General features: G+C 42.6%; 20 protein-coding genes. 3 read left to right on the forward strand and 17 right to left on the reverse strand.

Annotated features, from left to right (window positions below; all coding sequences use genetic code 11):
- Positions 1 to 8 precede the first annotated feature (8 nt).
- The 11 genes from ACY8D0_RS17260 to cls all read right to left on the reverse strand — a co-directional run bounded on the left by ACY8D0_RS17260 (position 9) and on the right by cls (position 11,339).
- A complete protein-coding gene (locus tag ACY8D0_RS17260; protein ID WP_462411755.1) occupies positions 9 to 896 on the reverse strand; it encodes an NAD(P)-dependent oxidoreductase in 888 nt (295 codons plus the stop codon).
- 160 nt (positions 897 to 1,056) lie between these two features.
- A complete protein-coding gene (locus ACY8D0_RS17265) occupies positions 1,057 to 1,749 on the reverse strand; it encodes an LrgB family protein (protein ID WP_462412489.1) in 693 nt (230 codons plus the stop codon).
- Complete coding sequence (locus ACY8D0_RS17270) at positions 1,749 to 2,120, reverse strand: CidA/LrgA family protein (protein ID WP_462411756.1); 372 nt, start codon at positions 2,118 to 2,120, stop codon at positions 1,749 to 1,751. The genes ACY8D0_RS17265 and ACY8D0_RS17270 overlap by 1 nt, the downstream gene beginning before the upstream one ends.
- 126 nt (positions 2,121 to 2,246) lie before the next feature.
- Positions 2,247 to 3,125: a LysR family transcriptional regulator gene (locus ACY8D0_RS17275; protein ID WP_462411757.1), complete on the reverse strand. Its 879-nt coding sequence runs from the start codon at positions 3,123 to 3,125 to the stop codon at positions 2,247 to 2,249.
- Between the two features lie 159 nt (positions 3,126 to 3,284).
- A complete protein-coding gene (locus tag ACY8D0_RS17280; protein ID WP_462411758.1) occupies positions 3,285 to 3,971 on the reverse strand; it encodes a BsuPI-related putative proteinase inhibitor in 687 nt (228 codons plus the stop codon).
- 95 nt (positions 3,972 to 4,066) lie between these two features.
- A complete protein-coding gene (locus ACY8D0_RS17285; RefSeq protein WP_462411759.1) occupies positions 4,067 to 4,858 on the reverse strand; it encodes an HAD family hydrolase in 792 nt (263 codons plus the stop codon).
- Positions 4,859 to 5,041: 183 nt separating this feature from the next.
- Positions 5,042 to 5,782, reverse strand: coding sequence for a type I methionyl aminopeptidase (gene map / locus ACY8D0_RS17290; RefSeq protein WP_462411760.1), 741 nt, complete (start codon positions 5,780 to 5,782; stop codon positions 5,042 to 5,044).
- A gap of 150 nt (positions 5,783 to 5,932) precedes the next feature.
- A complete protein-coding gene (locus ACY8D0_RS17295) occupies positions 5,933 to 6,970 on the reverse strand; it encodes a PTS sugar transporter subunit IIC (RefSeq protein WP_462411761.1) in 1,038 nt (345 codons plus the stop codon).
- Positions 6,971 to 7,038: 68 nt separating this feature from the next.
- Positions 7,039 to 8,583, reverse strand: a complete 1,545-nt coding sequence (locus ACY8D0_RS17300) for a DHA2 family efflux MFS transporter permease subunit (protein ID WP_462411762.1) — start codon at positions 8,581 to 8,583, stop codon at positions 7,039 to 7,041.
- Between the two features lie 211 nt (positions 8,584 to 8,794).
- Positions 8,795 to 9,727, reverse strand: a complete 933-nt coding sequence (locus ACY8D0_RS17305) for an alpha/beta hydrolase (RefSeq protein ID WP_462411763.1) — start codon at positions 9,725 to 9,727, stop codon at positions 8,795 to 8,797.
- 163 nt (positions 9,728 to 9,890) lie between these two features.
- Entirely contained in the window at positions 9,891 to 11,339 is a 1,449-nt protein-coding gene (gene cls / locus ACY8D0_RS17310) for a cardiolipin synthase (RefSeq protein ID WP_462411764.1), read from the reverse strand.
- A 271-nt stretch (positions 11,340 to 11,610) separates the two neighbouring features.
- On the opposite strand from cls, the gene ACY8D0_RS17315 reads away from it, so the two are divergent.
- Positions 11,611 to 11,928, forward strand: a complete 318-nt coding sequence (locus ACY8D0_RS17315; RefSeq protein ID WP_462411765.1) for a hypothetical protein — start codon at positions 11,611 to 11,613, stop codon at positions 11,926 to 11,928.
- 96 nt (positions 11,929 to 12,024) lie between these two features.
- Here the strand turns inward: ACY8D0_RS17315 and ACY8D0_RS17320 are convergent, their stop codons facing one another.
- Genes ACY8D0_RS17320 through ACY8D0_RS17330 form a run of 3 tightly spaced genes read right to left on the reverse strand, consistent with a single transcriptional unit; the run spans position 12,025 to position 16,160 of the window.
- Positions 12,025 to 13,485 (reverse strand): FAD-linked oxidase C-terminal domain-containing protein, encoded by a 1,461-nt coding sequence (locus tag ACY8D0_RS17320; RefSeq protein WP_462411766.1) that lies wholly within the window; start codon positions 13,483 to 13,485, stop codon positions 12,025 to 12,027.
- A complete protein-coding gene (locus ACY8D0_RS17325; protein ID WP_462411767.1) occupies positions 13,472 to 14,836 on the reverse strand; it encodes a (Fe-S)-binding protein in 1,365 nt (454 codons plus the stop codon). The genes ACY8D0_RS17320 and ACY8D0_RS17325 overlap by 14 nt, the downstream gene beginning before the upstream one ends.
- A 1-nt stretch (position 14,837) precedes the next feature.
- On the reverse strand, positions 14,838 to 16,160 hold the full coding sequence (locus ACY8D0_RS17330) for an FAD-binding oxidoreductase (RefSeq protein WP_462411768.1): 1,323 nt from the start codon (positions 16,158 to 16,160) through the stop codon (positions 14,838 to 14,840).
- Positions 16,161 to 16,409: 249 nt separating this feature from the next.
- Between ACY8D0_RS17330 and ACY8D0_RS17335 the strand changes: the two genes are divergently transcribed.
- Positions 16,410 to 17,156: a hypothetical protein gene (locus tag ACY8D0_RS17335; RefSeq protein WP_462411769.1), complete on the forward strand. Its 747-nt coding sequence runs from the start codon at positions 16,410 to 16,412 to the stop codon at positions 17,154 to 17,156.
- Between the two features lie 45 nt (positions 17,157 to 17,201).
- Here the strand turns inward: ACY8D0_RS17335 and ACY8D0_RS17340 are convergent, their stop codons facing one another.
- Both ACY8D0_RS17340 and ACY8D0_RS17345 read right to left on the reverse strand, forming a co-directional pair.
- A complete protein-coding gene (locus tag ACY8D0_RS17340; protein ID WP_462411770.1) occupies positions 17,202 to 17,930 on the reverse strand; it encodes a CBS domain-containing protein in 729 nt (242 codons plus the stop codon).
- 55 nt (positions 17,931 to 17,985) lie between these two features.
- Entirely contained in the window at positions 17,986 to 18,843 is an 858-nt protein-coding gene (locus ACY8D0_RS17345) for a deoxyribonuclease IV (protein WP_462411771.1), read from the reverse strand.
- 119 nt (positions 18,844 to 18,962) lie between these two features.
- On the opposite strand from ACY8D0_RS17345, the gene ACY8D0_RS17350 reads away from it, so the two are divergent.
- Positions 18,963 to 19,448: an HIT family protein gene (locus ACY8D0_RS17350; protein ID WP_462411772.1), complete on the forward strand. Its 486-nt coding sequence runs from the start codon at positions 18,963 to 18,965 to the stop codon at positions 19,446 to 19,448.
- Positions 19,449 to 19,612: 164 nt separating this feature from the next.
- Here ACY8D0_RS17350 and dacB read toward each other — a convergent pair whose 3' ends face one another.
- Positions 19,613 to 21,070 carry a D-alanyl-D-alanine carboxypeptidase/D-alanyl-D-alanine endopeptidase gene (dacB, locus tag ACY8D0_RS17355; RefSeq protein ID WP_462411773.1) on the reverse strand — a complete coding sequence of 486 codons (1,458 nt, stop codon included), beginning with the start codon at positions 21,068 to 21,070 and terminating at the stop codon, positions 19,613 to 19,615.
- Positions 21,071 to 21,183: the final 113 nt, after the last annotated feature.

Raw genomic sequence — 21,183 nt, forward strand, 5'->3', positions numbered from 1 at the left:
ATAAGTAACTATTCGAGCCCGGCCTCTTCCATTGAAATTCGAGCTAATGCTGCCCAATCTTGGTTTTCCCGGCCCTTCGCCGCGGATGCGAGCAGACGGTCATGCACTAAATTTGCTAACGGCATTGGGTTTTTGGCGGCGTTCGCCTCATTTAAGACAAGATTACAATCTTTAAGGCCAAGTGCCAGTTGAAAGCCAGCAGGTTCAAACCGCTTTTTAGCGATCAGTTGTCCATAACCTTGATATACCGTACAGTTAAACAAAGTCGAAGCGTATACCTCAGCCGCTAGTTCTCGGTCAATTCCATTCTTCTCAGCTAAATTAAAAGATTCAGCCATTGCTTCCATGGCCGCCATAATCATAAAATTCCCGCCAAGCTTTATGATATTAGCATTTCCAGGCTCTTCCCCGATATCAAACACCCGCTGCCCCATCGCCTCCTGCAATGGTTTCACTCTCTCCTTTGATTCGATGGAACCGGATGAAAGGATATTTAGCTTCTGGGCTGCAGCCGCATCAGGACGGCCAAAAACAGGGGAAGCGACATACTCACTGCCATGTTGCTGATGATAGGATGCAAGCTTCCTGGAGGTCTTCGGGGAAACAGTACTCATAGAAAGATGAATTCCGCCTTTGCCCAGTTTCTCTCCAAAACCTTCTGGTCCCATTACGACTTCCTCAAGCGCCTGGTCATTAGCGACCATGGTAATAACAATCCCGCCTTCTGACACAGTATCAGCAGGACGATTTACCCTCTTTGCACCTGCATCTACAACCGCCTGTGCTTTATTTTCTGTTCGATTATACACCGTTACCTTGTAACCTGCTTTAAGTAAATTCATCACCATCGGCTGGCCCATATTACCCAAACCGATAAATCCAACGTCGAAACCCATAGAAATCCCTCCCACTATGAAACCCACACCCTAACTAGGCTGGGCACAAATTCATTATTTATTTTAATCATATCATCTCCAAATAAAAATTTTAATCCTTATCAATAGAATCAGAAAATAAAAAAAGAACCAGCATAATCGCTAATTCTTCACAATCGTTTTATAAAAGGTGCTGGAAGCTCATTAACGAAGGAATTAACAACGCACCCCAGATTAATGTAATCCAAGCAGCGAAAATCATACCCAACGAAGAAAAGGTCGCTTCCTGTTTTCCATACTCCATAGCCTTTGTTGTGCCGACACCATGTGCTGCCATGCCAAGCGCAAGTCCTCTGGCAATTGGTGATTTAATGGATAGAGACTTAATCACCATTGGGCCGACAATACCGCCAAAGACGCCGGTGATAATAACAAAAACGGTTGTTAAAGTCGGCAGCCCGCCAATTTCTTTCGAAACTTCAATTGCAATAGGTGTCGTAATCGACCTTGGAAGAATGGAAGAAATCATATCATACTTCAAATGAATTAATTTCGATAACCCAAATGTCGAGAAGATCGCTACAAGCGTTCCCGTAGTGATACTGATGGCAATAGTGCCAAGATATTTTTTTACAGTTGGAAGGTTTTTATAAATAGGCACCGCGAAAGCTACCGTCGCCGGCCCCAACAAATGTGTCAGCCATTTTGTGGCCTGTAAATATCCGTCAGCAGTTACGTGGACCATCGATATACAAATAATTAATAGAATCGGCGTAAGCAACAAGGGATGAAAAAGTGGGAAAGACATTTTTTTATATGCGATTTTGGATAATCGATATAATAGATAGGTAATTACAGTAAATAGGACCATCATCAATGCTGCTCACTCCTTTTCTTAACGGCTGTTTTTTCTGCAATGATTCCGGTTAGCCCCATGACGATAATCGTACTAATGCCAATCAGTATGACAATTTCCGCTCCAACAAAACTGAAAATTTCTTTATAATTCACAATTCCGACTGCAGAGGGAACGAAGAATAGCAATAATTCTGCCAATAGCCAATTGGCCCCTTGCTCCACCCATTCTAGTTTGACAATTTTTAGACAAAGTGCAAGGAACAGGAGAATCAATCCGAACATGGAAGCAGGGATTGGAATTGGAATAATTTGCTTTACTGCCATTCCTAAAAACAAAAAAACATGCAGGAATAAAACCTGAAGGATAATGACCCCTGCTTTTTTCATCGTAAAACCCCCTTCAATTAAAGGAGAAGCTTACTCGTCAAACCTCTCAAATTAACTAAGAGTAATCTTACGACGTTTCTTGTCATTCGTAAAATACATATTTAGAATATTTGTCATAACTATTAATTATAATGGATCTTTGAGAATAAAATCGATAAAGGTCCGGGCGGCATTGGAGATGTATCGGTCTTTTTTGGTCAGAACCGCGAGTCTCCAAAGGACCTGTGGTGTAATATTAATGATTCTGATATCTGGATTAAATGCCCGGTTACAAATCGAATGCGGCAAAATCGTAATACCAAGATTGGCGGCTACCATCTCCGTCATTAAATCCCATTGAGAGCTTTCAAAAAGGATTTTTGGCTCAAATCCCGCTGCAATGAAATGGTTCCTCATAATTTTGTGCAAGGCGAATTCTTCATGGTAAAAAATAAATTCTTCATCCTCGAGCACCTTAATGTCCACCATTTTCTGTTTAGCCAATGGATGATCTTTATAGACCAATAACTTCATTTCTTCCTCTACGATGGGATAGACATTAAACTCTTTTTCATCAATTGGCAGGACTGCAACTCCCAATTCAAATTCCCCTTCTTCGACGCTCTTCACCACTCTGGCACCGCCGTATTCGGTAATGTTCAACTTAATATTTGGAAACGTATGATGAAACTTGGCCATCACTCTAGGGAAAAATAAACTTCCGATAAATGGCGGCAACCCAATATTAATCTGGCCTCTCTCGAGATTGGTCATGTCATTTAAAGTCGATCTCATTTCATCCATTAATCCCGACATTTTCAGGGCATACTCCAATACCACTTTCCCTGCATCTGTCACTTCGCTTGTCCGATTGGTCCGGATAATCAGCGTCATTCCAAGCTCCTCCTCTAATGCCATTACCGACTTACTCAGAGCCGGCTGAGAAATGTGCATAGTTTCCGCTGCTTTAGTGATACTTTTATGCTTTGCCACTTCAGCAAAAAGTTGTAATTGCCGTAATTCCAATGTTTACACCTCCGCATTTCTTTTCTACCATGCATTGTAGCAATAAATATGGAAAAAAACTAAAAAATTGAAAAAGCTGAGGCACGGCCCCAGCTTTTTTAAGACTTTTATTTCCTATAATCAGTCTGCGCTAAATCCTGTGATCCGCTTCATAACCTGCTAGTCTGCCAGAAACTTTATGATGGTTTTTTGTCCGGATTCATTTTCCTTATAACAAAAAGAAACCTGGTCTCCATCATGGTAGTTAGGAAGTTGCTGAATAGCCTCCTCTGTCAATTGAAAGGCTGCAGGCGTCCCATTTATATCCACCTCAATAGTGTGTGGATCCATCTGTCCATTAAGGGTGCCAATCTGTTGTACAAAAGAATTTTTGACGATTAGATCGGTCACGGCTTTTGCTTCCTCCTCTTTGGAGTTTAAAAAGACCTCCACCTTATAGCGGCCATTTGCAAGATCAGATATAGTAAACTCTTTTGTCAGTTCCTCATTATTATTTAACGATACATCCTCCATCGCTTGTGTCGATAATTGGCCATCAGAGAATTGCTTTACCTTTTTACCCGATTCATCATACACAATATAATCTGCTTTTAATCCGTTGGTAAAAGTTAAGGTCTTGGCTTCCCCTGAAATATTCTTCACAGTGTATTTTAAGTTGACCCCGTTATCTTGCTCGATCGTCTCAATCGTGGGATGAAATTTAGCCGCGATATCATTGTTTTTTGGGCTTTCAGCTTTCAATTCATTTGCTCCCGTACTTCCATTTGAAACATTACCGGTTCCACAGCCTGCTAAAAGTCCAATTACCAACGCAGCAAATAAAATCGTTAATCTCTTATTTCTCAAATCTCCCAATCCCCTTTCAATTACGCCTTTACCTGTTAGTCGCATAAAAGGGAAACAAGGTTACACGCCATTAGATGGTAATATCAGGAATTCACTTATTCTCTGTTTAGTTCTTCCAAAATCGTATGTATTTCGGCTAAACATTCAATTTCATATGCTGGAATAACATCATTTCCCTGTTTGTGATGGCGGTTAATCCACACGGATTTTATCCCGGCACGATTAGCCCCAAGAATGTCTGTCATCAGGTTATCGCCCACCATGATGGCTTCATCTTTGGACAGGGACAATTTTGACAGGGCATATTCAAAAATCCCCTGGTCAGGTTTTCCTTTTCCATAATCGCCCGAAATGACAATTTGGTCAAAATAAGGTACCAGCTCTGGTGTAATCTTCAGTTTGGTATTTTGCAAATCAGGTGAACCATTGGTTAACAATAATAGTTGATACTTTCCTTTTAAGGACTCCAGTGTTTCAAAAGTATCTTCATATACAAACGGCAACTTCCTTCGTTCCGCTGGGAATCGCTCCGCCAATTCGTAACCAAAGTCGGCATCATCGATACCCATTTTTTTAAGCCCTGTTGTCCATGCATCTTTTCGATAACCAGGAACAACCTCTTTTAATTTCCTAAAATGATCCTGTTCGTCTAAAAAATTCCCCCATAGCCCTTCAAAGGGATTGATGCCAATCATTTGCGTAAAAGGATATGTTTCGTAGGACGAATACAGCTCCCTGGCCGCCTCTCGAACAGCTTCTTCGAACTCATCCGGATTAATCCCATATCTTTCCTCAGCCAGACGGCATGTTGCCATGAATGCTTCCTTTATACTTTTTTGGTCCCATAATAACGTATCATCCAAGTCAAAAAAAATAGCTTTTATCATTGTATTCCCCACTTTTTCACAAAAATAGATATTTACTAGTTTACCATTATTATAATCAAAAAAGTATGATTACTTGAATCGCCAGAAAAGTCAGCATAGGTAATCCTGCATTGTGATATTGATTAAGGATATGAACGAAAGCAAAAAAACATCTCCGCTTAATATCAGAGATGTTTTTTGACTTTATAAGGTAGTGATTATCGGTCCATTTTTGGTCAGTATCATCGTATGCTCATATTGGGCGACAAAGCTTTTTTCCGTAATATAGGTCCACTCATCGCCTTTTTCGAAAACTTCCTCCTCAAAGGTCGATATAAATGGTTCAAAGGCAATGACCATACCGTCTTTCAGCAATCCATCATCACTTGTCTCATAATAGTTATAGACATATTCCGGTTCTTCGTGAATAGTCCGGCCGATGCCATGTCCTGTCAAATTCATGATGACGGTAAATCCGTGCTGTTTCGCTACTCGGTATACCACTTTGCCCAAACCGCTTATTCTGGAACCCGGCTTGGCTTTTTTTATTCCTTCCTCAAAGGCCAGCTTGGCGACCTCACAAAGTTTTTTCAGGACTTCTTCTCCTTCTCCTACAACGATAGAGATTCCTGTGTCGGCAAAATAGCCATTTTTCGAGCCGGAAACATCGATATTCACGATATCTCCTTCTTGAATCACTCGGTTGCCGGGTATCCCGTGGGCCACTTCCTCGTTAATACTGATGCAAGTGTAGCCGGGAAAATCATATTCCCCTTTTGGAGCGGATGTTGCCCCTTCTTTCTCAAACATTTCACCGGCAATTTCATCCAATTCTTTTGTGGTTATACCCGGTTGGGCCCTGCGGACCAATTCATCCCGTATGGAGGCACAAATTCGGCCGATTTCTTTTAATCCATTAAAATCCTCTTCTGTTTTTGCTATCATGTTTTTCCCTACTTCTTTCTTTTTGTCTTTGCACTCATGTATTATATTGTATCGGTTTTTTTTGACAAAATTCAAGCTAAAGGGATTAAGTCTGATTTTTAAGATAAAAAATGCCGGTATTATTGTTACAATCACCGGCAATGAGTATGATCAATCGAATTGCAGTTTATAATCCTCTGCTTTAATCATTTTTAACTTTTTAGAGAAAACGTAAATCAATCCCAGGTTCAGGGCAATTGGGAGAATAAAGAATACACCGAGCATGATGGATATATTTTCGAATGTCCAGCCTCCTTGAGCCAAATGCATGTAATTTAAAGGCCCTACTAGCCCGGATAGACCAAAACCTGCACTGTATGGGGTTCCCTGGATATTTAATACACCGGCCAATGCCCCAAGAATGGCGGCTGTGATTAACATTGGAAAGGCGATTTTCGGTTTCATAAAAAAGTTTCTCATCTGAATCTTTGGCGAACCCAACACGTGGGCCAATGCTGTTCCCAAAGAATTGGCCTTATAGCTGGCAAAGGCCAATCCCACTCCGGCTGCAACAATTCCTAAATTGGCCGCACCTGACCCGGTACCCGAAAGCATAATCACGGTTGCTACCCCAACCGTCGAAATCGGAGATAAAATAATCACACAAAAAACGACTGCAATAATTGCCCCCATCAAGACTGGTTGCAATGTAGTAACATGCGCAATGGCGACACCCAATAAACCTGTCGATTTTTTGACAAACGGAAGAATCAAATAGCCAATCATTCCGGGCACTAATATACTCAATGTTGGCATCAGAAGAATAGAATAAGCCTTTAAACGCCCCCCGAGCAACTGTACAAATAAAACTGCTAAAGCAGCTGTAACGCCGGTATTAATCACGACTCCAATCCCATTTAAGGCAAATAAACCGTCTGCCGTTTTTTGTACCGCCCCGCTTCCGACCATTGCAGCAATCCCGACACTGGCCGTTTGAATGGGTGATAATTTAAAGCTAATTCCTACCATGACACCAATCAACACAGGAAGCAGACTCATCACAAACACGGTAATATCAAAAACATGCTGTAATGGTGGAAAAATAGGTATGATAAGTTTTAAAATTTCCCCCAACAGTGCATTAGGAATTAAAGCTACAACGATGCCAATACTCATTCCATTCAATAATTTGCTGATGAAGTCTTTCATTCTGATAATCTCCCATCTTATTCCAATATAATATATAAATATATTATAATGAATTTTCTGACAGGAAATCAAGAAAAATTGTACCACTTTACCGCATATAAGCAAAAAAGCATTAAAGGGAGTTGGTAAGGAAGAAGAATCAAAACGATTTTAACAGGACAATATTTTTGTTTTTTTTTTAGATGTGTAATAAGAGACAGGCTTTGATTTTTACCTGAACCTTCACCGGCCGGTTTGTGATCTTTAATAAATAAAGATAGGAGCAAAGCGATTAAAGTTAATAAAGATATTACCATAAAAGCAACGTTTGCCCCATGGATATCCGGGTTAGTAATATCGATTTGATTCTTAGCTGTTTCTGCAGTGGTTGTCATAACCGTAACAAGGATCGCTGTACCGACTGAGGCCGCAATCATTTTCATCGTATTATCCATAGCCGCACCATGTGCAATAAGCCGCTTCGGCAGCTGGTTTAAGGCTGCGGTTGCCGCCGGCATCATCACCATGGACAAACCAAACATCCTAATTCCATATAATACCGTAATAAAAGTCATGGTTGTTGTGGTACTTAAATTTGTAAAGGCAAATGATGATACTGTCGTGATGGCCAAACCCACGATCACCATCCATCTGGCACCGATTTTATCAAATAATCTTCCAACAATTGGGGCCATTAAACCGCTAATCAGCGCGCCAGGCAAAAGGGCAAGACCTGCCTCGAAGGCCGAAAACTCCCTCATGTTCTGCATAAACAAAGGAATAATTGTTTCGGCACCAATCAATCCCATAAAGCCAATCATTCCAATTACAATGGCATACGGAAAAATGGAATAGGTAAACACCCGGAATTCGAGCATCGGATGTGACAACCTGATTTGCCTGATAATAAACATGATCAGTGCTACAGTTCCGATTCCTAAGGACGCTAACGTAATAGGGCTCAGCCAGCCATAATTACCAGCAGCTGTAAAACCATAAAGCAACCCGCCAAAACCAAAGGATGACATTACAATGGAAAGGACGTCTACTTTTGGCTTTGAAATCTCTGTCACATTTTTTAATGCCAAAAATGCTATTAGGATATCAATGACAGCAATTGGTAGTATAATAAAAAACAAGACTCTCCATGAAAAGTGCGCGGTCACCCACCCTGATAGAGCAGGACCAATCGCCGGTGCAAAAGAGATTACAAGTCCAACTAACCCCATCGCGGAGCCTCGTTTATTGACTGGGAAAATCATTAAGAAGACAGTTTGCATAAGCGGGAGCATGACGCCCGCACCCAGTGATTGGATTACCCTTCCTAACAAAAGGAACTGAAAATTGGGGGCGATTCCGCCGACTAAGGTTCCCAAAGAGAAAATGGCCATAGCTGATATAAACAGCTGCCTAGTAGTAAACCTTTCTAATAAAAACGCACTAACAGGAACCATAATCCCATTTACCAACATAAATACGGTGGTAAGCCATTGGGCACTGTTAGCTGTCACATGCATTTCTTCCATAACCGGGGGTATTGCGGTAATCATCAAAGTTTGATTTAGAATAGCAATAAATGTTCCGGCAAGGAGCAATGCCACGATTGTAGACTTTCTCGAGTCTGAGACCGCCATCCATTCATTCCTCCATCTTCTTTTTGTTAAATTTGACAAAAAAAACTTACTTTTACAGATTACATTATCTACTGTCACTATTCCAATAGATTTTTTTGGATGTTAATAAAATTAGACCATTGGTATCAATTTATTTTAAAAACTCTTTATCAGAAATTCACAAAATTTGTAATAAAAAAGAAGGAATCCAATCACTGGATTCCTTCATAATTCATTTTTCAAAAAACTCTTTTCTCAATGCGGTTCCCGCTTTTTCTAAAGCTGCTTTTCCGACGTCAAGGACTGCTGCCATACTGACGAAACCATGGATGGTTCCATCATAACGGACCGTTTCCACTTCAACTCCCGAGTCTGCCAGTTTTTCTGCATATGCTTCCCCTTCATCTCTTAACGGGTCATATTCAGCCGTTATCACTAATGCCGATGGAAGTCCTTTGAAATCATCAAATAACATGGGCGAAGCAAGCGGGTTTTGTTTATCTGCTTCACTATTTAGATAACAGTCGCGGAACCATTCCATTGTTCCTTTTTCCAGGAAGTATCCTTCGGAATTTTCTTGCATGGAAACGGTAGGTTCTCCACCTAAATTTGTACTGGGATAAATCAAAAGCTGGTAACAGATGGATGGTTCCGATTTTTCCTTGGCCAGATTGGCTACAACTGCCGCAAGGTTTCCGCCGGCGCTATCGCCGCCGATTGCAATTCTGGCCCGGTCAATTTGGAACTCTTCTGCGTGGTCGTATACATATTTAACGGCCGCGTACGCGTCTTCTACTGCTGCTGGGAATTTATGTTCAGGTGCCAAGCGGTAATCTACGGAAATGGTTATACAATCAGCGAGGTTTGTTAAGGTTCTGCATACACTATCATGTGTCTCAATATTCCCTACCACCCAGCCTCCGCCGTGGTAAAAAACCAGCGCCGGATAGCTGGTTTGCTGCGCCTTTGGATAATAAACACGAACGGGAATATCCGTTGCTGGTCCCGGAATAGTGCGGTCGCTCACTTTGCCTACTTCTTCTAACTCACCTTGGGGCATAACAAACATTTGGCGCGCCACTTCTGGCGGAAGCGTTTCCAAAGGAGGTGCCTCTGCAGCCGCTAATTGGTCCAATACTAATTTTGTCTGTGGATCAAGTGCCATTTCATCGCCTTCCTTCAACAAAAGTTTCTAACCATAAATAATGTTCAATAAAAGTTAGTCTTTTCCTTCCAAAGCACAATAGAATTTTTTAATAAAAAAGAACTCCCATTAAACGGGAGCTCCTCTGGATTTTACTGATGCACACGGATGATTCTTTAAGACTTTATAAAATTGGCGAAAGCAACCGGGAAACCGATTCCTTAAATCGTATCCATAGTGATCGATTCTGATATTCTTTTAATGTAAGCAAGTTACAATCACGACAGTCATCCATGAAAATTTCGGCCAGTTTTTCGGCTAACGCATGATCGTAGAGAAAGGCATTCACTTCAAAATTGAGTCTAAAGCTTCTAAAATCAATATTGGCAGTTCCTACCGAAGCAATTTCTTTGTCCACCACGATTGTTTTCGCATGGATAAACCCTTTTTTGTAGATGTAAACCCTCGCACCTGTTTCCAGCATTCTTCCAATATGGAACATAGTTGCCCAGTAAACGAATGGATGGTCTGGCTTATCCGGAATCATAATGTTGACTTCCACTCCCGATAAACACGCGATTCTGAGTGCATCCAATATACTGGCATCGGGAATAAAATAAGGGGTTTGTATGTATACACTTTTTTTAGCACTCAATATCATTTTGATGTAACCGTTTTTGATTTGTTCCAGTTCTGAATCGGGCCCGCTCGTAACTATTTGAATCCCCACTCTGCCATGGGGGACGTCCTTTGGAAATAAATTCGGCACATAGCTGATATCGTATTTACGGGATGCTTGATTCCAATCGAGAATAAATCGTGTTTGCAGGGCATCAACAGCTGTCCCCTGGATTCTTAAATGAGTATCCCGCCAATAGCCGAACCTCTTGTTAAGCCCAAGGTATTCATCACCCACATTAAAACCGCCGACATAGCCGATTTTCCCATCAATAATCACCAATTTGCGATGGTTCCGATAATTCATCCGCAAATTAATAAACCGTAATCTCGAAGGGAAGAAAACCTCCACTTGACCGCCAGCCGCACGGAACTTTTTAAATAATCGTTTCGGCAAGCGTCTTGAACCAAGCTCATCATATAAAACCCGAACCTTCACACCCGCTTTTGCTTTTTTCGTTAACAAGGAAATCAACTTTTTACCAAGCCAGTCGTTTTTAATGATGTAGTACTGTAAATGGATATAATCATTTGCCAATTCGATATCTTTAAATAACTTTTCAAACTTTACCTTACCGTCAATAAATAAATCGACTGAATTGTCTTCTGATAAGTAGGCATGGTTATTCATTAATTGCATAAAAATTAAATCACGGTTATTTGCCGAGGCGGGATTACGGAACTGGAATCGCTTTGAATGGATTTCTATGAGCTGTGTGCTCACCATTTCCTCAAACCCTGTCCTTTTGAGGTCCTCCCAATGGAACAGGTTCCTTCTGCTGAGGTTTTGACCGAACAAAAGGTATAAAATAAAGCCGAAAATCGGAATAAAGAACAGGACTAGCAGCCAAGCCCAGGTGGTGCCAGCATCTCTCCTCTCCAAAAAAAGCACGACCGCGGCACAAAATAGATTTAAGATTAAAATAATGACTAGTAATATCGATGTTAAATGCATATGATTACCTTTCAAAAATAGTTAATAACAATAGTATATGTTGAATCATTTCTTCAGGAAAGTTTATTGGTTTATTTATAAACTTAGGAACGTTTAAAAGACCGGTGGGATAAGCCGTCCCTGCTATTTAGGCAATTTTTCCAAACTTAGGCGTTTGTCCAGTACAAAAATGGTGTTGAAACGTACATTGGTAAAAGAGGAGTTGGTTAAACAACATACGGTAACTCAGGTAGAACGTGCTCCCTTTTTTATTTGTAAGGAGGTGCAATCCATGTCGGAGGAAAGAAATCTTTCACCAGAGACTTTTGAAAGTTCATCGGATGAAAAAAGACAAGGCGACTTTTGGGATAGGGTGGTTTTAGGAACAGGCTTTAATGCTGATGGCATGCACGAAGAATCGAGTAGTTCTTCTTCAAGCAGCAGTTCTTCTTCAAGCAGATCCGAGTCATCCAGCCATGTTCAAGAAGAAAGCTCGGATGAACTTGTTTGTAGTAACTGGCATTCGAGTGATGATGGCAGATATAAAATTCAAACCTGCTGGAAAGACGGTAACATGTGGCTATATAAGCGAAAAAAAAGGCGTAGATAGTGGTGTACAGGGAAAGGATCACATGTCCTTTCCCCTCTTCATGACTTTTTATTCAAGGGCTTTATTCATGCCTTCTACTTAAAATTCAAGAATACACTACCATACCGTTTCCGTTTTTTTGAGTTCCTGCTTCATCTCCGCGCAGCGGCTTGGGGTCGGGAACAGCTTTCCCGCGTTAAGCAGCCGGTCGGGATTGAAGATATCCCGAATATCAGTTTGGGCTTTGATTTCATCATCATTAAAGACAAACCGCATTTCCTCTTTCTTTTCAATGCCGACCCCATGTTCACCCGTTATCGATCCGCCCGCATCCGCACAAGCCTTTAAACATTCACTTCCTGCTTGAATTGCTTTTTCGGTTTGTCCAGGCACTCTCGAGTCAAATAAAATGAGCGGATGCAGATTTCCATCTCCAGCGTGAAAAATGTTGGCAATCCGCAAGCCGGATTCTTCACTAATTTGATTAATCCGTTCCAGAACTTCAGGAAGCTTGCTTCTTGGAATTACCCCATCCTGGACCAGGTAATTGGGGGATATCGCTCCCATAGCTCCAAATCCGGTTTTGCGGTTTGCCCACCAGCGTGCCCGTTCCGCTTCATCCTTCGCTACTTTCACCTCACGGACATGACTTTTTTTACACACGTCCAATATCATTTGTATCTGCTCATCGATACCTGCCGCAATCCCATCCACCTCGATTAACAATACAGCAGCAATATCTTTCGGATGGCCAACTGGAAAAGCAGCTGCCTCCACTCCCTCGATGGCCACTTTATCCATCATTTCGAGTGCAGCCGGTACAATGCCGCTGGAGATAATGTCCGAGACGGCTTGGCTTCCATCCTGAACCTGGTCGAAGTATGCGAGTACAGTTTGCTTTGCTTCCGGATTTTTTAAGATTCGTACCGTTATTTTGGTGACAATGCCCAAGGTTCCTTCTGAACCGGTCAGCAATCCGAGGAGGTCATAGCCAGGGAAATCAGGAATCCCATTAGGTGCAATTTCAGTAATGTCGCCATTTGGCAGCACAACCTCCAATCCCAATATATGATTTGTGGTAACCCCATATTTCAAACAATGGGCTCCCCCGGCATTTTCCGCCACGTTCCCCCCAATGGTGCAGGCATATTGGCTTGACGGATCAGGTGCATAATAATACCCCTTGTCGGAAATCGAATGGGTTAACTTCAGATTGACAAAACCAGGCTCGACGACTGCCCTGCGATTTTCCAAATCCACTTCTAATAACCGCTTCATCCGAACCAGACTGATAATCACTTCATTATTTAACGGAACGGCGCCGCCACTGAGTCCGGTTCCTGCACCGCGCGCCAAAAACGGGAGCTTATTTTCTGAACAATATTTAACAATCCTCGATACTTCTTCCGTGTTTTTTGGAAAAACCACCGCCCTCGGCATATGCCTTTCAATCGTGAATCCGTCACAATCATAAGCCATCAGATCTTCCTGTTTATACAAAATGGCGTTCGGTCCCGACATCAGTTTGGCCAGGTTAAGAATGTGAGTGTCTTTGGTATCCACCTTATTTCGTGCCATAAGGTTCGCCCCCTTGCCTGTCTTCCTTTTGGTAGGCCCAGTCAAGCAGCTGTACGGTATGGACCACCCTTTGGTTCCTGCCGTGCTTTAAGATACCAACCGCCATTTGCAGCATGCAGCCCGGGTTGCCCATCGAAATCATTTCCACATCATCGGGTACATGGTCCATTTTGCTTTCCAATATGGCCGATGCCATTTCCGGATGGGTCAGATTATAGATACCCGCACTGCCACAGCAACGGTCCGCATTTGGCATTTGCGCCATTTCCACTCCAGGGATATGCAGCAGCAACTCGCGCGGCTCTTTACGGATTCCCTGGCCATGAGCCAGATGGCAGGCATCGTGATACGTAATTCGTGTTTTTAATTCGGATTTGGGAATTTCATAGCCAGTTTCATAAAGATATTTTGAAACATCTTCCACCTTTGCGGAAAAATCACGTGCCCGCTCGTACCATTCAGGGTCTTCGTGAAAGAGTTCCGGATATTCTTTCAGCATACAGCCACAGCCGGCTGCATTGACAATCACCTTTTCCGAACTCTCAAACGCCTCCATATTTTGTATGGCCAATTTACGCCCCATTTCCCTTTCCCCGGCATGGACATGCAGCGCCCCGCAGCAGGTTTGTTTTTTAGGGATGAATACATCATTCCCGTTTCGTGTTAATACATTAATCGTTGCCTCATTGACATCACTGAACATGACATCCATAATGCATCCAGTGAGCATGGCCACTTGACGCTTGGTTTCCCCTTTTGCCTTAATCACGTTGCTATTCTTGTATTTTTTTCGAACGGAGGTTTTGACCAGGGGCATGATGGCTTCCATTTCAACCAAATGGTCCGGCATGAGGTGAATCAGTCCGGTTTTGCGTGACAATTTTTGCAGGCCGCTTTTTTGATAAAATTTCAACAGGCTTCCGGCCGCCTCCAACCGCTCGTGATAGGGAAACAAGTTTTCCAGAAAAAACTTGCTGGCCATGGCCTTCCAGCCTGAAAGCGGCATGGCCTGCCTGACTTGGCCTCTTGCCTCTTCAATTAATCCGCCGACATCCACATTGGCCGGGCACGCGGTGGTACAGGCACGGCAATCCAAACACTGAAACACAGGATCGGCAAACGCTTCGTTGACCTTCAGCTTGCCTTCCGCCACCGATTTAATCAGGTGGACGCGGCCGCGGGGCGAATGTTGCTCCTGCCCCAGTTGTTCATACGTCGGACAGGCTTCCAAGCATAAGCCGCAATGGACGCAGTCGGCCCATTTATATTCTTTTGGCGGGTCACTCCATAAGTAATTCCCAGCCCCCAGCGTAATGCAGGGCGGGTTCTGATCCAATTCACGCAGCCCCATGTTATATCCCTCCAACAAAACGTTTTGAATTCATAATCCGCTTAGGGTCTATTTTTGACTTTATGCCATCAAACAGGAAAAAATAAGCAGGTTTAGTTCCCCACACATCGATTTGCTGGCGAAGGACAAAAGGCAAATGGGTCACAACGGCATACCCGCCTAAAACTTCAACCATTTCTCTCAACCCCGATATGGCGGACAGCACATCCACGCTTGCTCCTTCCAAATAGATCCGGGCAATGCCATGCCCCAGGCCGCCATGAGATTCTACAAGGAGATTATGCCTGTCTGCCAAAGAATAGCTTTCTTTTATCACCTTTATAACATCCAGGTTCTTTACGCCAATTTTGATAGAAGCCCTGGTTTCCATTCCAATCGGATCATGACCATTTGGCGGAATTTTCGCTAAGCGTTTCCAGAATATCTGTGACTCCTTCTGTTCTATTACAGTTAATTTGGACTTGGCCGGTTTGAGTTTCCCAACAAAATCTGTTTGGTAACGGACAGCACTTTCCACATCTTCGAGGCTGATAGCTAAAGTAAAACAAAAATCCCCTGATAATTTTTCTGATAAAGCAGGACATAGGAGTTCAAGTGCAATTGGTTCTATTGCTGTATCAAGGAGGTTAACGGCAAATCTATGAATTTCTTCGGGGTTTCCATCCGGAAAGGTTACTAGTACAAGACTTTCAAATTTCTGTAGAGGTCTTAGTTTGAGGGTAATTTCTGAGATGACACCAAGTGTTCCCATCGATCCGATAAACAATTTATTAAAATCATATCCGGCGACGTTTTTAACCGTTTTGCCACCGGTGCGGATTACACTTCCATCAGGATAGACGACCTTCAAGCCGATAACCACATCACGGGCTGAGCCGTATCCGAGGCGTTTCGGGCCGCTGTCATTTGCGGCAACCACGCCGCCAATGGTAGCATGTTCCGGGGCAAAAGGGTCAAGGGGTATCTTTTGATTAAATACGGCTAAAAAATCCTGCAAATCTTTAAAAATAGTACCGGCCTTGACAGTTAAAGTCATGTCTCCAACCGTATGTTTGACCAATCCTTTATATTTTGCCAGCGACAGCAGGATTTCAGCCGATTCTCCTGTTCCCCCGCAGCCTCTTTTTGTACCCCCGCCGATAACGGCCACATTTTTACTATTATCATTGGCAAATTTCAGGACACTGGCAATTTCATCTTCGGTCTGTGGGTATACGACAACGATTCCATCATTTCCTAACGGATGTTGATTCGAGGGTCCGGTTTCAATCTGCGTTTCCGGAATAATGGAGCCTAGCGTAGCAATCAGCTTTTCTGTCTGCATTTTCCTCACCCTTGTGTTTATTTTTAAAAATTTTCTGAACATAGAACAGTTAAGTAAAACGGCATCCTTTATAATCTGCCGTTCTTGTGGGAAGCTGTTATAATACACTTTTATATTATTGTATAAAAGTAAGGATATCCTTGCAAGATAAACTGATACTTTCCGAACTATCATTTACTTTCCAATAAAAACATAATAATTGAAAACCAGGAGATAATAACCTCGATTACTAATGAAAGGGTGAGGTGGATGTCATTAGAGTGGTTTGACCGTGTATGCGGAGAGTTACAAGATCACTTGGAGTCCATATGCGATGAATACGACCAAATCGGCCAAATGACCATCGAGCGGGCTGCCAAGCATCCAAGGATTGAGTTTTTTGTGGAAACGGCTGATGAGGATTCCGAAGAACTGGGACGTGATTATTTTTGCACCATTTTCTTTGACCCGGACAATGAAGAATTTTACATTGATTCCTTTGATGTTGACCGGGGGAATTCGGTCAAAATCATCCTTTCAGATATTGAGGAAATCATTGATGAAGTCCATGAAAGCCTACACGACTATATAAACGGTGATGACCAATTTACCTCTGACGGAGTATTTCTTGAGTCCGACGATTGTGCCGATGAACAAGATATGGGATTATCGGAATTAGATGACGATATGGAGCTGGCGGATGCGGACGAAGAAGAATATTATGAGGCAGAACAAGACAACCGTGATGAGATTTTTGAAGAGATTGAGATTGAATGGTCGACTCCTGAAGTAACAGCCTTCAAGCACAAGGATGAGGTCGAAATCACCTATCAATTTGGCGTTGTGGAGGAGACTGGGGATGGTGTCCTGAAGCGAGTGAACCGTGTCTGGACCACCGACGATGAATTAATTAAGGATGAATCCCATTTTATCTTCAGTAAAGAAGAAGCAAGCACGATTATTGCCTTGATTGCCAGCCACATGGATCAATTAAGCGAATTTGACTTTGAAAACTAGCCTTTATCTAACGCAAGGGGCATACGAGTTCGTATGCCCTTACGTTTAATCGACCGTATAATCTATCTCTATTAAATCCCACGGGGTAATGATCCCTAACGGTTTTTCATCCGTATTTCCATTTTCGGTAATAATGACCGCTTCCAACTTCTGTTTAAGTTTATGAGCCTCCTCGAATACGTTCTCGACCTCAAAAATATTAACCTCTTTGGAAACGAATTGAAGTAGGCGCTCTTTTTCAAACATCATAATGTCCGAAACATGAATATGGTTTAAATTAACCGAACCAGTCGCCATATTGGAGGCTATCCATTTGACCACTGAACCTGCAGTTAACAGCCCTACACAATGGTTATTTTTATAAACCGGAAATTTGGATAGCCCGCGCTCCTTAATGGCCGCCGTAACCTTTAATATGGGGTCCTGAAAATGAAAAGAAATCACATTCTTGGAGGCAATCGACAGGGCATAATTGGGCTTGCTGATGATATCAGCGATTTTTTCAATATGATGAACCACTTTTGCATTTGGTTCAGCAATATAATAACCAATTTCCATTTTTTCATGGACAATGGCATTGCGCAATTTGGCATATTGCTCAAGATCTTTCTTAAATGACTCAATAATTTGGTACTTTTTCGCGCCAGTCTTCAATAATACTATAAATCTATCATCGTTGATTTTGACGATGTCCTTTAATGCATCGTGAACCTGATTAAAGGCAACTTCAAATCGTTCCGACAATAACGGTCCCATAGTTTGAACTGCTTTCATATTCCTCTCCACATGCCTTCCTGTACTATGTTTCTTTTTTTCAGTTATAATGCATTTATATAGGAAAATCAATACTATTGTCCCATTTTTTCTGAAGCATGGCAATTTCTTCTTTATGCGTGACTCCTTCATCATCCGGTGTTTCCAAAATAAACGGGATTTCTTTTAAAGCTGGAGACGTGACTAATTCCTTTAGTTGTTCCTCTTTAATGAAGCCATTGCTTTGAAAAATATTGGCATGACGATCCATTTTCGATCCAGATGGATACTTTGAATTGTTAAGATGGATCGCTTTTAAATGGTCAAAGTATTGCAGTTCTTGCCCTTTGGCGAAAAAATCTTCCGTATTTTGGCCGTTCCATAGCCCGCTGGCAAACGCATGACAGGTATCGAGACAGAAACCAATTTTTTCAGGAAACTCACAGAGTGTGCGAATTTGGACCAATTCTTCAAAAGTGGTACCGAGTGCCCCTTTTGTTCCAGCGTTGTTTTCCAACAAGATGAGCGCCTCCCCCTCCCACTGGCTAAGCACTGTACTAAGCATGTGCAGCATCAATTGGTAGCTGGCCAGAGGATCGGATTTGCTAATTTGGCTGCCATAATGGACGACGACACCGATGGAACCACAAGCGTTGGCGATTTCGAGATCATTGAGCAGCGAGGCAATGGTCAGTTCTTCCTTATCTTTTGAAGGCGTCAAGCTGGTTGGATAGGGAGTGTGGGCAATGGATTGCAGGTCGTTTTCTTTGCAAAAGGTTTTACAAGCACCCGCATCATGCCGATCAAATTCTTTGATTGTGAGACTTCTCGGATTTTTAGGAAAATATTGAAATGCGGATGCTTGATAAGACTCAGCCCGCTTTGCCGCCCCTAAATAGCCGTTTCTGATGCTGACATGGCTCCCAAATATCATCTACCTCACGCCCCATATTATAGTAACCTTAGATTTGCCCGAGAGTAAAATTGCTATTCTTTATGAAAAAACATGTTGTATGATTAGTTAGACACAACGAGTCTTTGGGGGAAAATAATATGAGGGAAATAACATTAGCTAACGGACAAACAGTAGAGGTCGAATGCTTAAGCTGCGCTTTAACTGGAGGTTTGATTGAGCTGGAAGGTGGAGTCATTATCGAAACAGAACATTTCCACGCCCATCAGGATGTCGCTTATCCGATTGAAGGCTTGGTCATCTTAGCCTCGAAACGCCATTTTAAAAGTGTTGATGAGATGACAGAGGAAGAAAAGCTTGATTACATCCACCTGTTAGCGAAAATAAGAAAAGCGCAGCGAACCGCGCTAGGCATTGAGCATGTTTATTATTTTTATAATGAAGACACCACGCATCATTTTCATACATGGATGGTCCCGCGTTATGAGTGGATGCATGAATGGGGACGATCGGTCGAATCTGTCCGGCCGGTGCTGCTTCACGCTAGGAATCATTTAAATACCGAAGCAAATAAGGTTCAGGTTTTGAAAGCCATTGAAGCCATAAAAGAGGAATTGAGTTATTGAAACAATTGCTTCCGTAGCCATTCGGCTGGGTGCAATATTTTAGGTAACATAGATAGGCTTCTATGTTACCCTAATCGGCTTTTTTACCAATGCTTGGTCACATAGAGCCCTTCTACGTGACCATGCTTGGCTTTTTTTCAGTTTTTCAGTCCTATATAAAAATTCTACTCTGCAATCAACCTGACAATCTGATCCTCTATATAGTTCTTACTCTCATCGTCCAGGAGATTATTTACCAATATAGAAAAAATAACGGTTTGACCGCTCTTCGTCGTGACATAACCTGATAAGGAACGCACGGTGGAAAGCGACCCTGTCTTTGCTTTAACTTTTCCCTGTACGTCTGCCGTTTTCAACCGGTTACGCAAGGTGCCGCCGACCATTTTATCGCTAGCCCCGGCAATCGGCAATGAATGGAGGTAGGCTGGAAACCACTTGGAGCTTTGCACGGAAAACAACAGCTGTGAAAGCTGATTGGCCGGTATCAGGTCCACATGAGAAACACCCGAGCCATCCCTTATGACCATTGTATTGGGATTTAACCCGAACCTCGTTAGCTCTTCATCCAGCACCTCAATCCCTTTTTCCCAGCTCCCCTCGCCCTTGACCACTTTTCCCATTTCCTTGATTAACATTTCCGCATGGGTGTTATTGCTTAATTTCATAAACGGGACCAGCAGCTCGGACAAAGGCATGGAATGATGTGACAACAGCATCACCGCCGCCTCTGGCACCCTCCCTGTTTTGGTTTTCCCGGTTACATGAATCCCGTGTTCGGCCAACGATTGTTTAAAAAGAGCCAGGGCGTAGCGGGATGGATTCCAAACCGCCACCCATTCTTTTATAGGTTTTGAACCAATAGGCAGGGTGCCGTCAATCACGATGGTGTTTTTAGCATGCTGCCGCTCAATGGTGATTTTCTTTTTCCCATTCCCATCAACCGTTTCCGTACGGTTCATAACTTTTACATAATTCGTTTTTGGGGTTATGTCCACGGAGACCTTATCTCCAGGTTTTGATCCAGGCCGGATTACCACCTCGACAGCACCCGCATCATAATCCCTAGTAGGCGAAGCTGTCAGTGCGGAAATTTGCGCGCCATAATAAGCGGTTTCATCACTCCAAGGAAGGTCGAGGGAATAACGGACATCATCATACCAGGTATCATCACCGACCAGATTGCCTTTAACCTGTTTAATCCCCTGCTTCTGCAGTTCCTCCGCCATCTTATCAAAATCAGACTGCATCAATGTTGGGTCGCCTTTTCCTTTAAGATAGAGGTCCCCCCGGAGGACTTTTGATTTAATTGGACCATCCCGGTACACTTCGGTTGGAAAAGTATAATCCTGCCCTAAAACATTGAGGGCAGCGGCCGCTGTTAACAATTTCATATTAGAGGCCGGCCGCAGGCGGACATCTCCGTGATGTTGGTAAATCAGACTGCCATTGCCTGCGTTTCGGATACTGATTCCTACAATTGCCCCTTGCCAGTCCGGACCAGCCACCATTTGATTGATTTTCGTTTCGAGGGTTCCCTCCGTTTCAGCATGTGCAAACGAGGGTCTTAAGGAAATGTTTAAAATCGTGTAAATGGTAAGAAATATAATAAACCATTTTTTCATCGAGGATTCTTCAGCCTTTCTTGGTATATAATGAATTTACGACCGAGCCCGGTCAGGTCTATTACTTTTATATTCCCATTAGGCTAATAAAAATCCCTTATTTCGCATTTAAT

The sequence above is a fragment of the Neobacillus camarae genome (assembly GCF_054950115.1).

Excerpts from the sequence above, each read along its gene's own strand:
- ACY8D0_RS17295 (WP_462411761.1), bottom strand. The coding sequence starts at position 6,970 with ATGAAAGACTTCATCAGCAAATTATTGAATGGAATGAGTATTGGCATC.
- ACY8D0_RS17325 (WP_462411767.1), bottom strand. The coding sequence starts at position 14,836 with ATGGGGCTGCGTGAATTGGATCAGAACCCGCCCTGCATTACGCTGGGG.
- ACY8D0_RS17320 (WP_462411766.1), bottom strand. The coding sequence starts at position 13,485 with ATGGCACGAAATAAGGTGGATACCAAAGACACTCACATTCTTAACCTG.
- ACY8D0_RS17315 (WP_462411765.1), top strand. The coding sequence starts at position 11,611 with ATGTCGGAGGAAAGAAATCTTTCACCAGAGACTTTTGAAAGTTCATCG.
- cls (WP_462411764.1), bottom strand. The coding sequence starts at position 11,339 with ATGCATTTAACATCGATATTACTAGTCATTATTTTAATCTTAAATCTA.
- ACY8D0_RS17350 (WP_462411772.1), top strand. The coding sequence starts at position 18,963 with ATGAGGGAAATAACATTAGCTAACGGACAAACAGTAGAGGTCGAATGC.
- ACY8D0_RS17265 (WP_462412489.1), bottom strand. The coding sequence starts at position 1,749 with ATGATGGTCCTATTTACTGTAATTACCTATCTATTATATCGATTATCC.
- ACY8D0_RS17305 (WP_462411763.1), bottom strand. The coding sequence starts at position 9,727 with ATGGCACTTGATCCACAGACAAAATTAGTATTGGACCAATTAGCGGCT.
- ACY8D0_RS17270 (WP_462411756.1), bottom strand. The coding sequence starts at position 2,120 with ATGAAAAAAGCAGGGGTCATTATCCTTCAGGTTTTATTCCTGCATGTT.
- dacB (WP_462411773.1), bottom strand. The coding sequence starts at position 21,070 with ATGAAAAAATGGTTTATTATATTTCTTACCATTTACACGATTTTAAAC.
- ACY8D0_RS17335 (WP_462411769.1), top strand. The coding sequence starts at position 16,410 with ATGTCATTAGAGTGGTTTGACCGTGTATGCGGAGAGTTACAAGATCAC.
- ACY8D0_RS17340 (WP_462411770.1), bottom strand. The coding sequence starts at position 17,930 with ATGAAAGCAGTTCAAACTATGGGACCGTTATTGTCGGAACGATTTGAA.
- ACY8D0_RS17345 (WP_462411771.1), bottom strand. The coding sequence starts at position 18,843 with ATGATATTTGGGAGCCATGTCAGCATCAGAAACGGCTATTTAGGGGCG.
- map (WP_462411760.1), bottom strand. The coding sequence starts at position 5,782 with ATGATAGCAAAAACAGAAGAGGATTTTAATGGATTAAAAGAAATCGGC.
- ACY8D0_RS17285 (WP_462411759.1), bottom strand. The coding sequence starts at position 4,858 with ATGATAAAAGCTATTTTTTTTGACTTGGATGATACGTTATTATGGGAC.
- ACY8D0_RS17300 (WP_462411762.1), bottom strand. The coding sequence starts at position 8,583 with ATGGCGGTCTCAGACTCGAGAAAGTCTACAATCGTGGCATTGCTCCTT.
- ACY8D0_RS17330 (WP_462411768.1), bottom strand. The coding sequence starts at position 16,160 with ATGCAGACAGAAAAGCTGATTGCTACGCTAGGCTCCATTATTCCGGAA.
- ACY8D0_RS17260 (WP_462411755.1), bottom strand. The coding sequence starts at position 896 with ATGGGTTTCGACGTTGGATTTATCGGTTTGGGTAATATGGGCCAGCCG.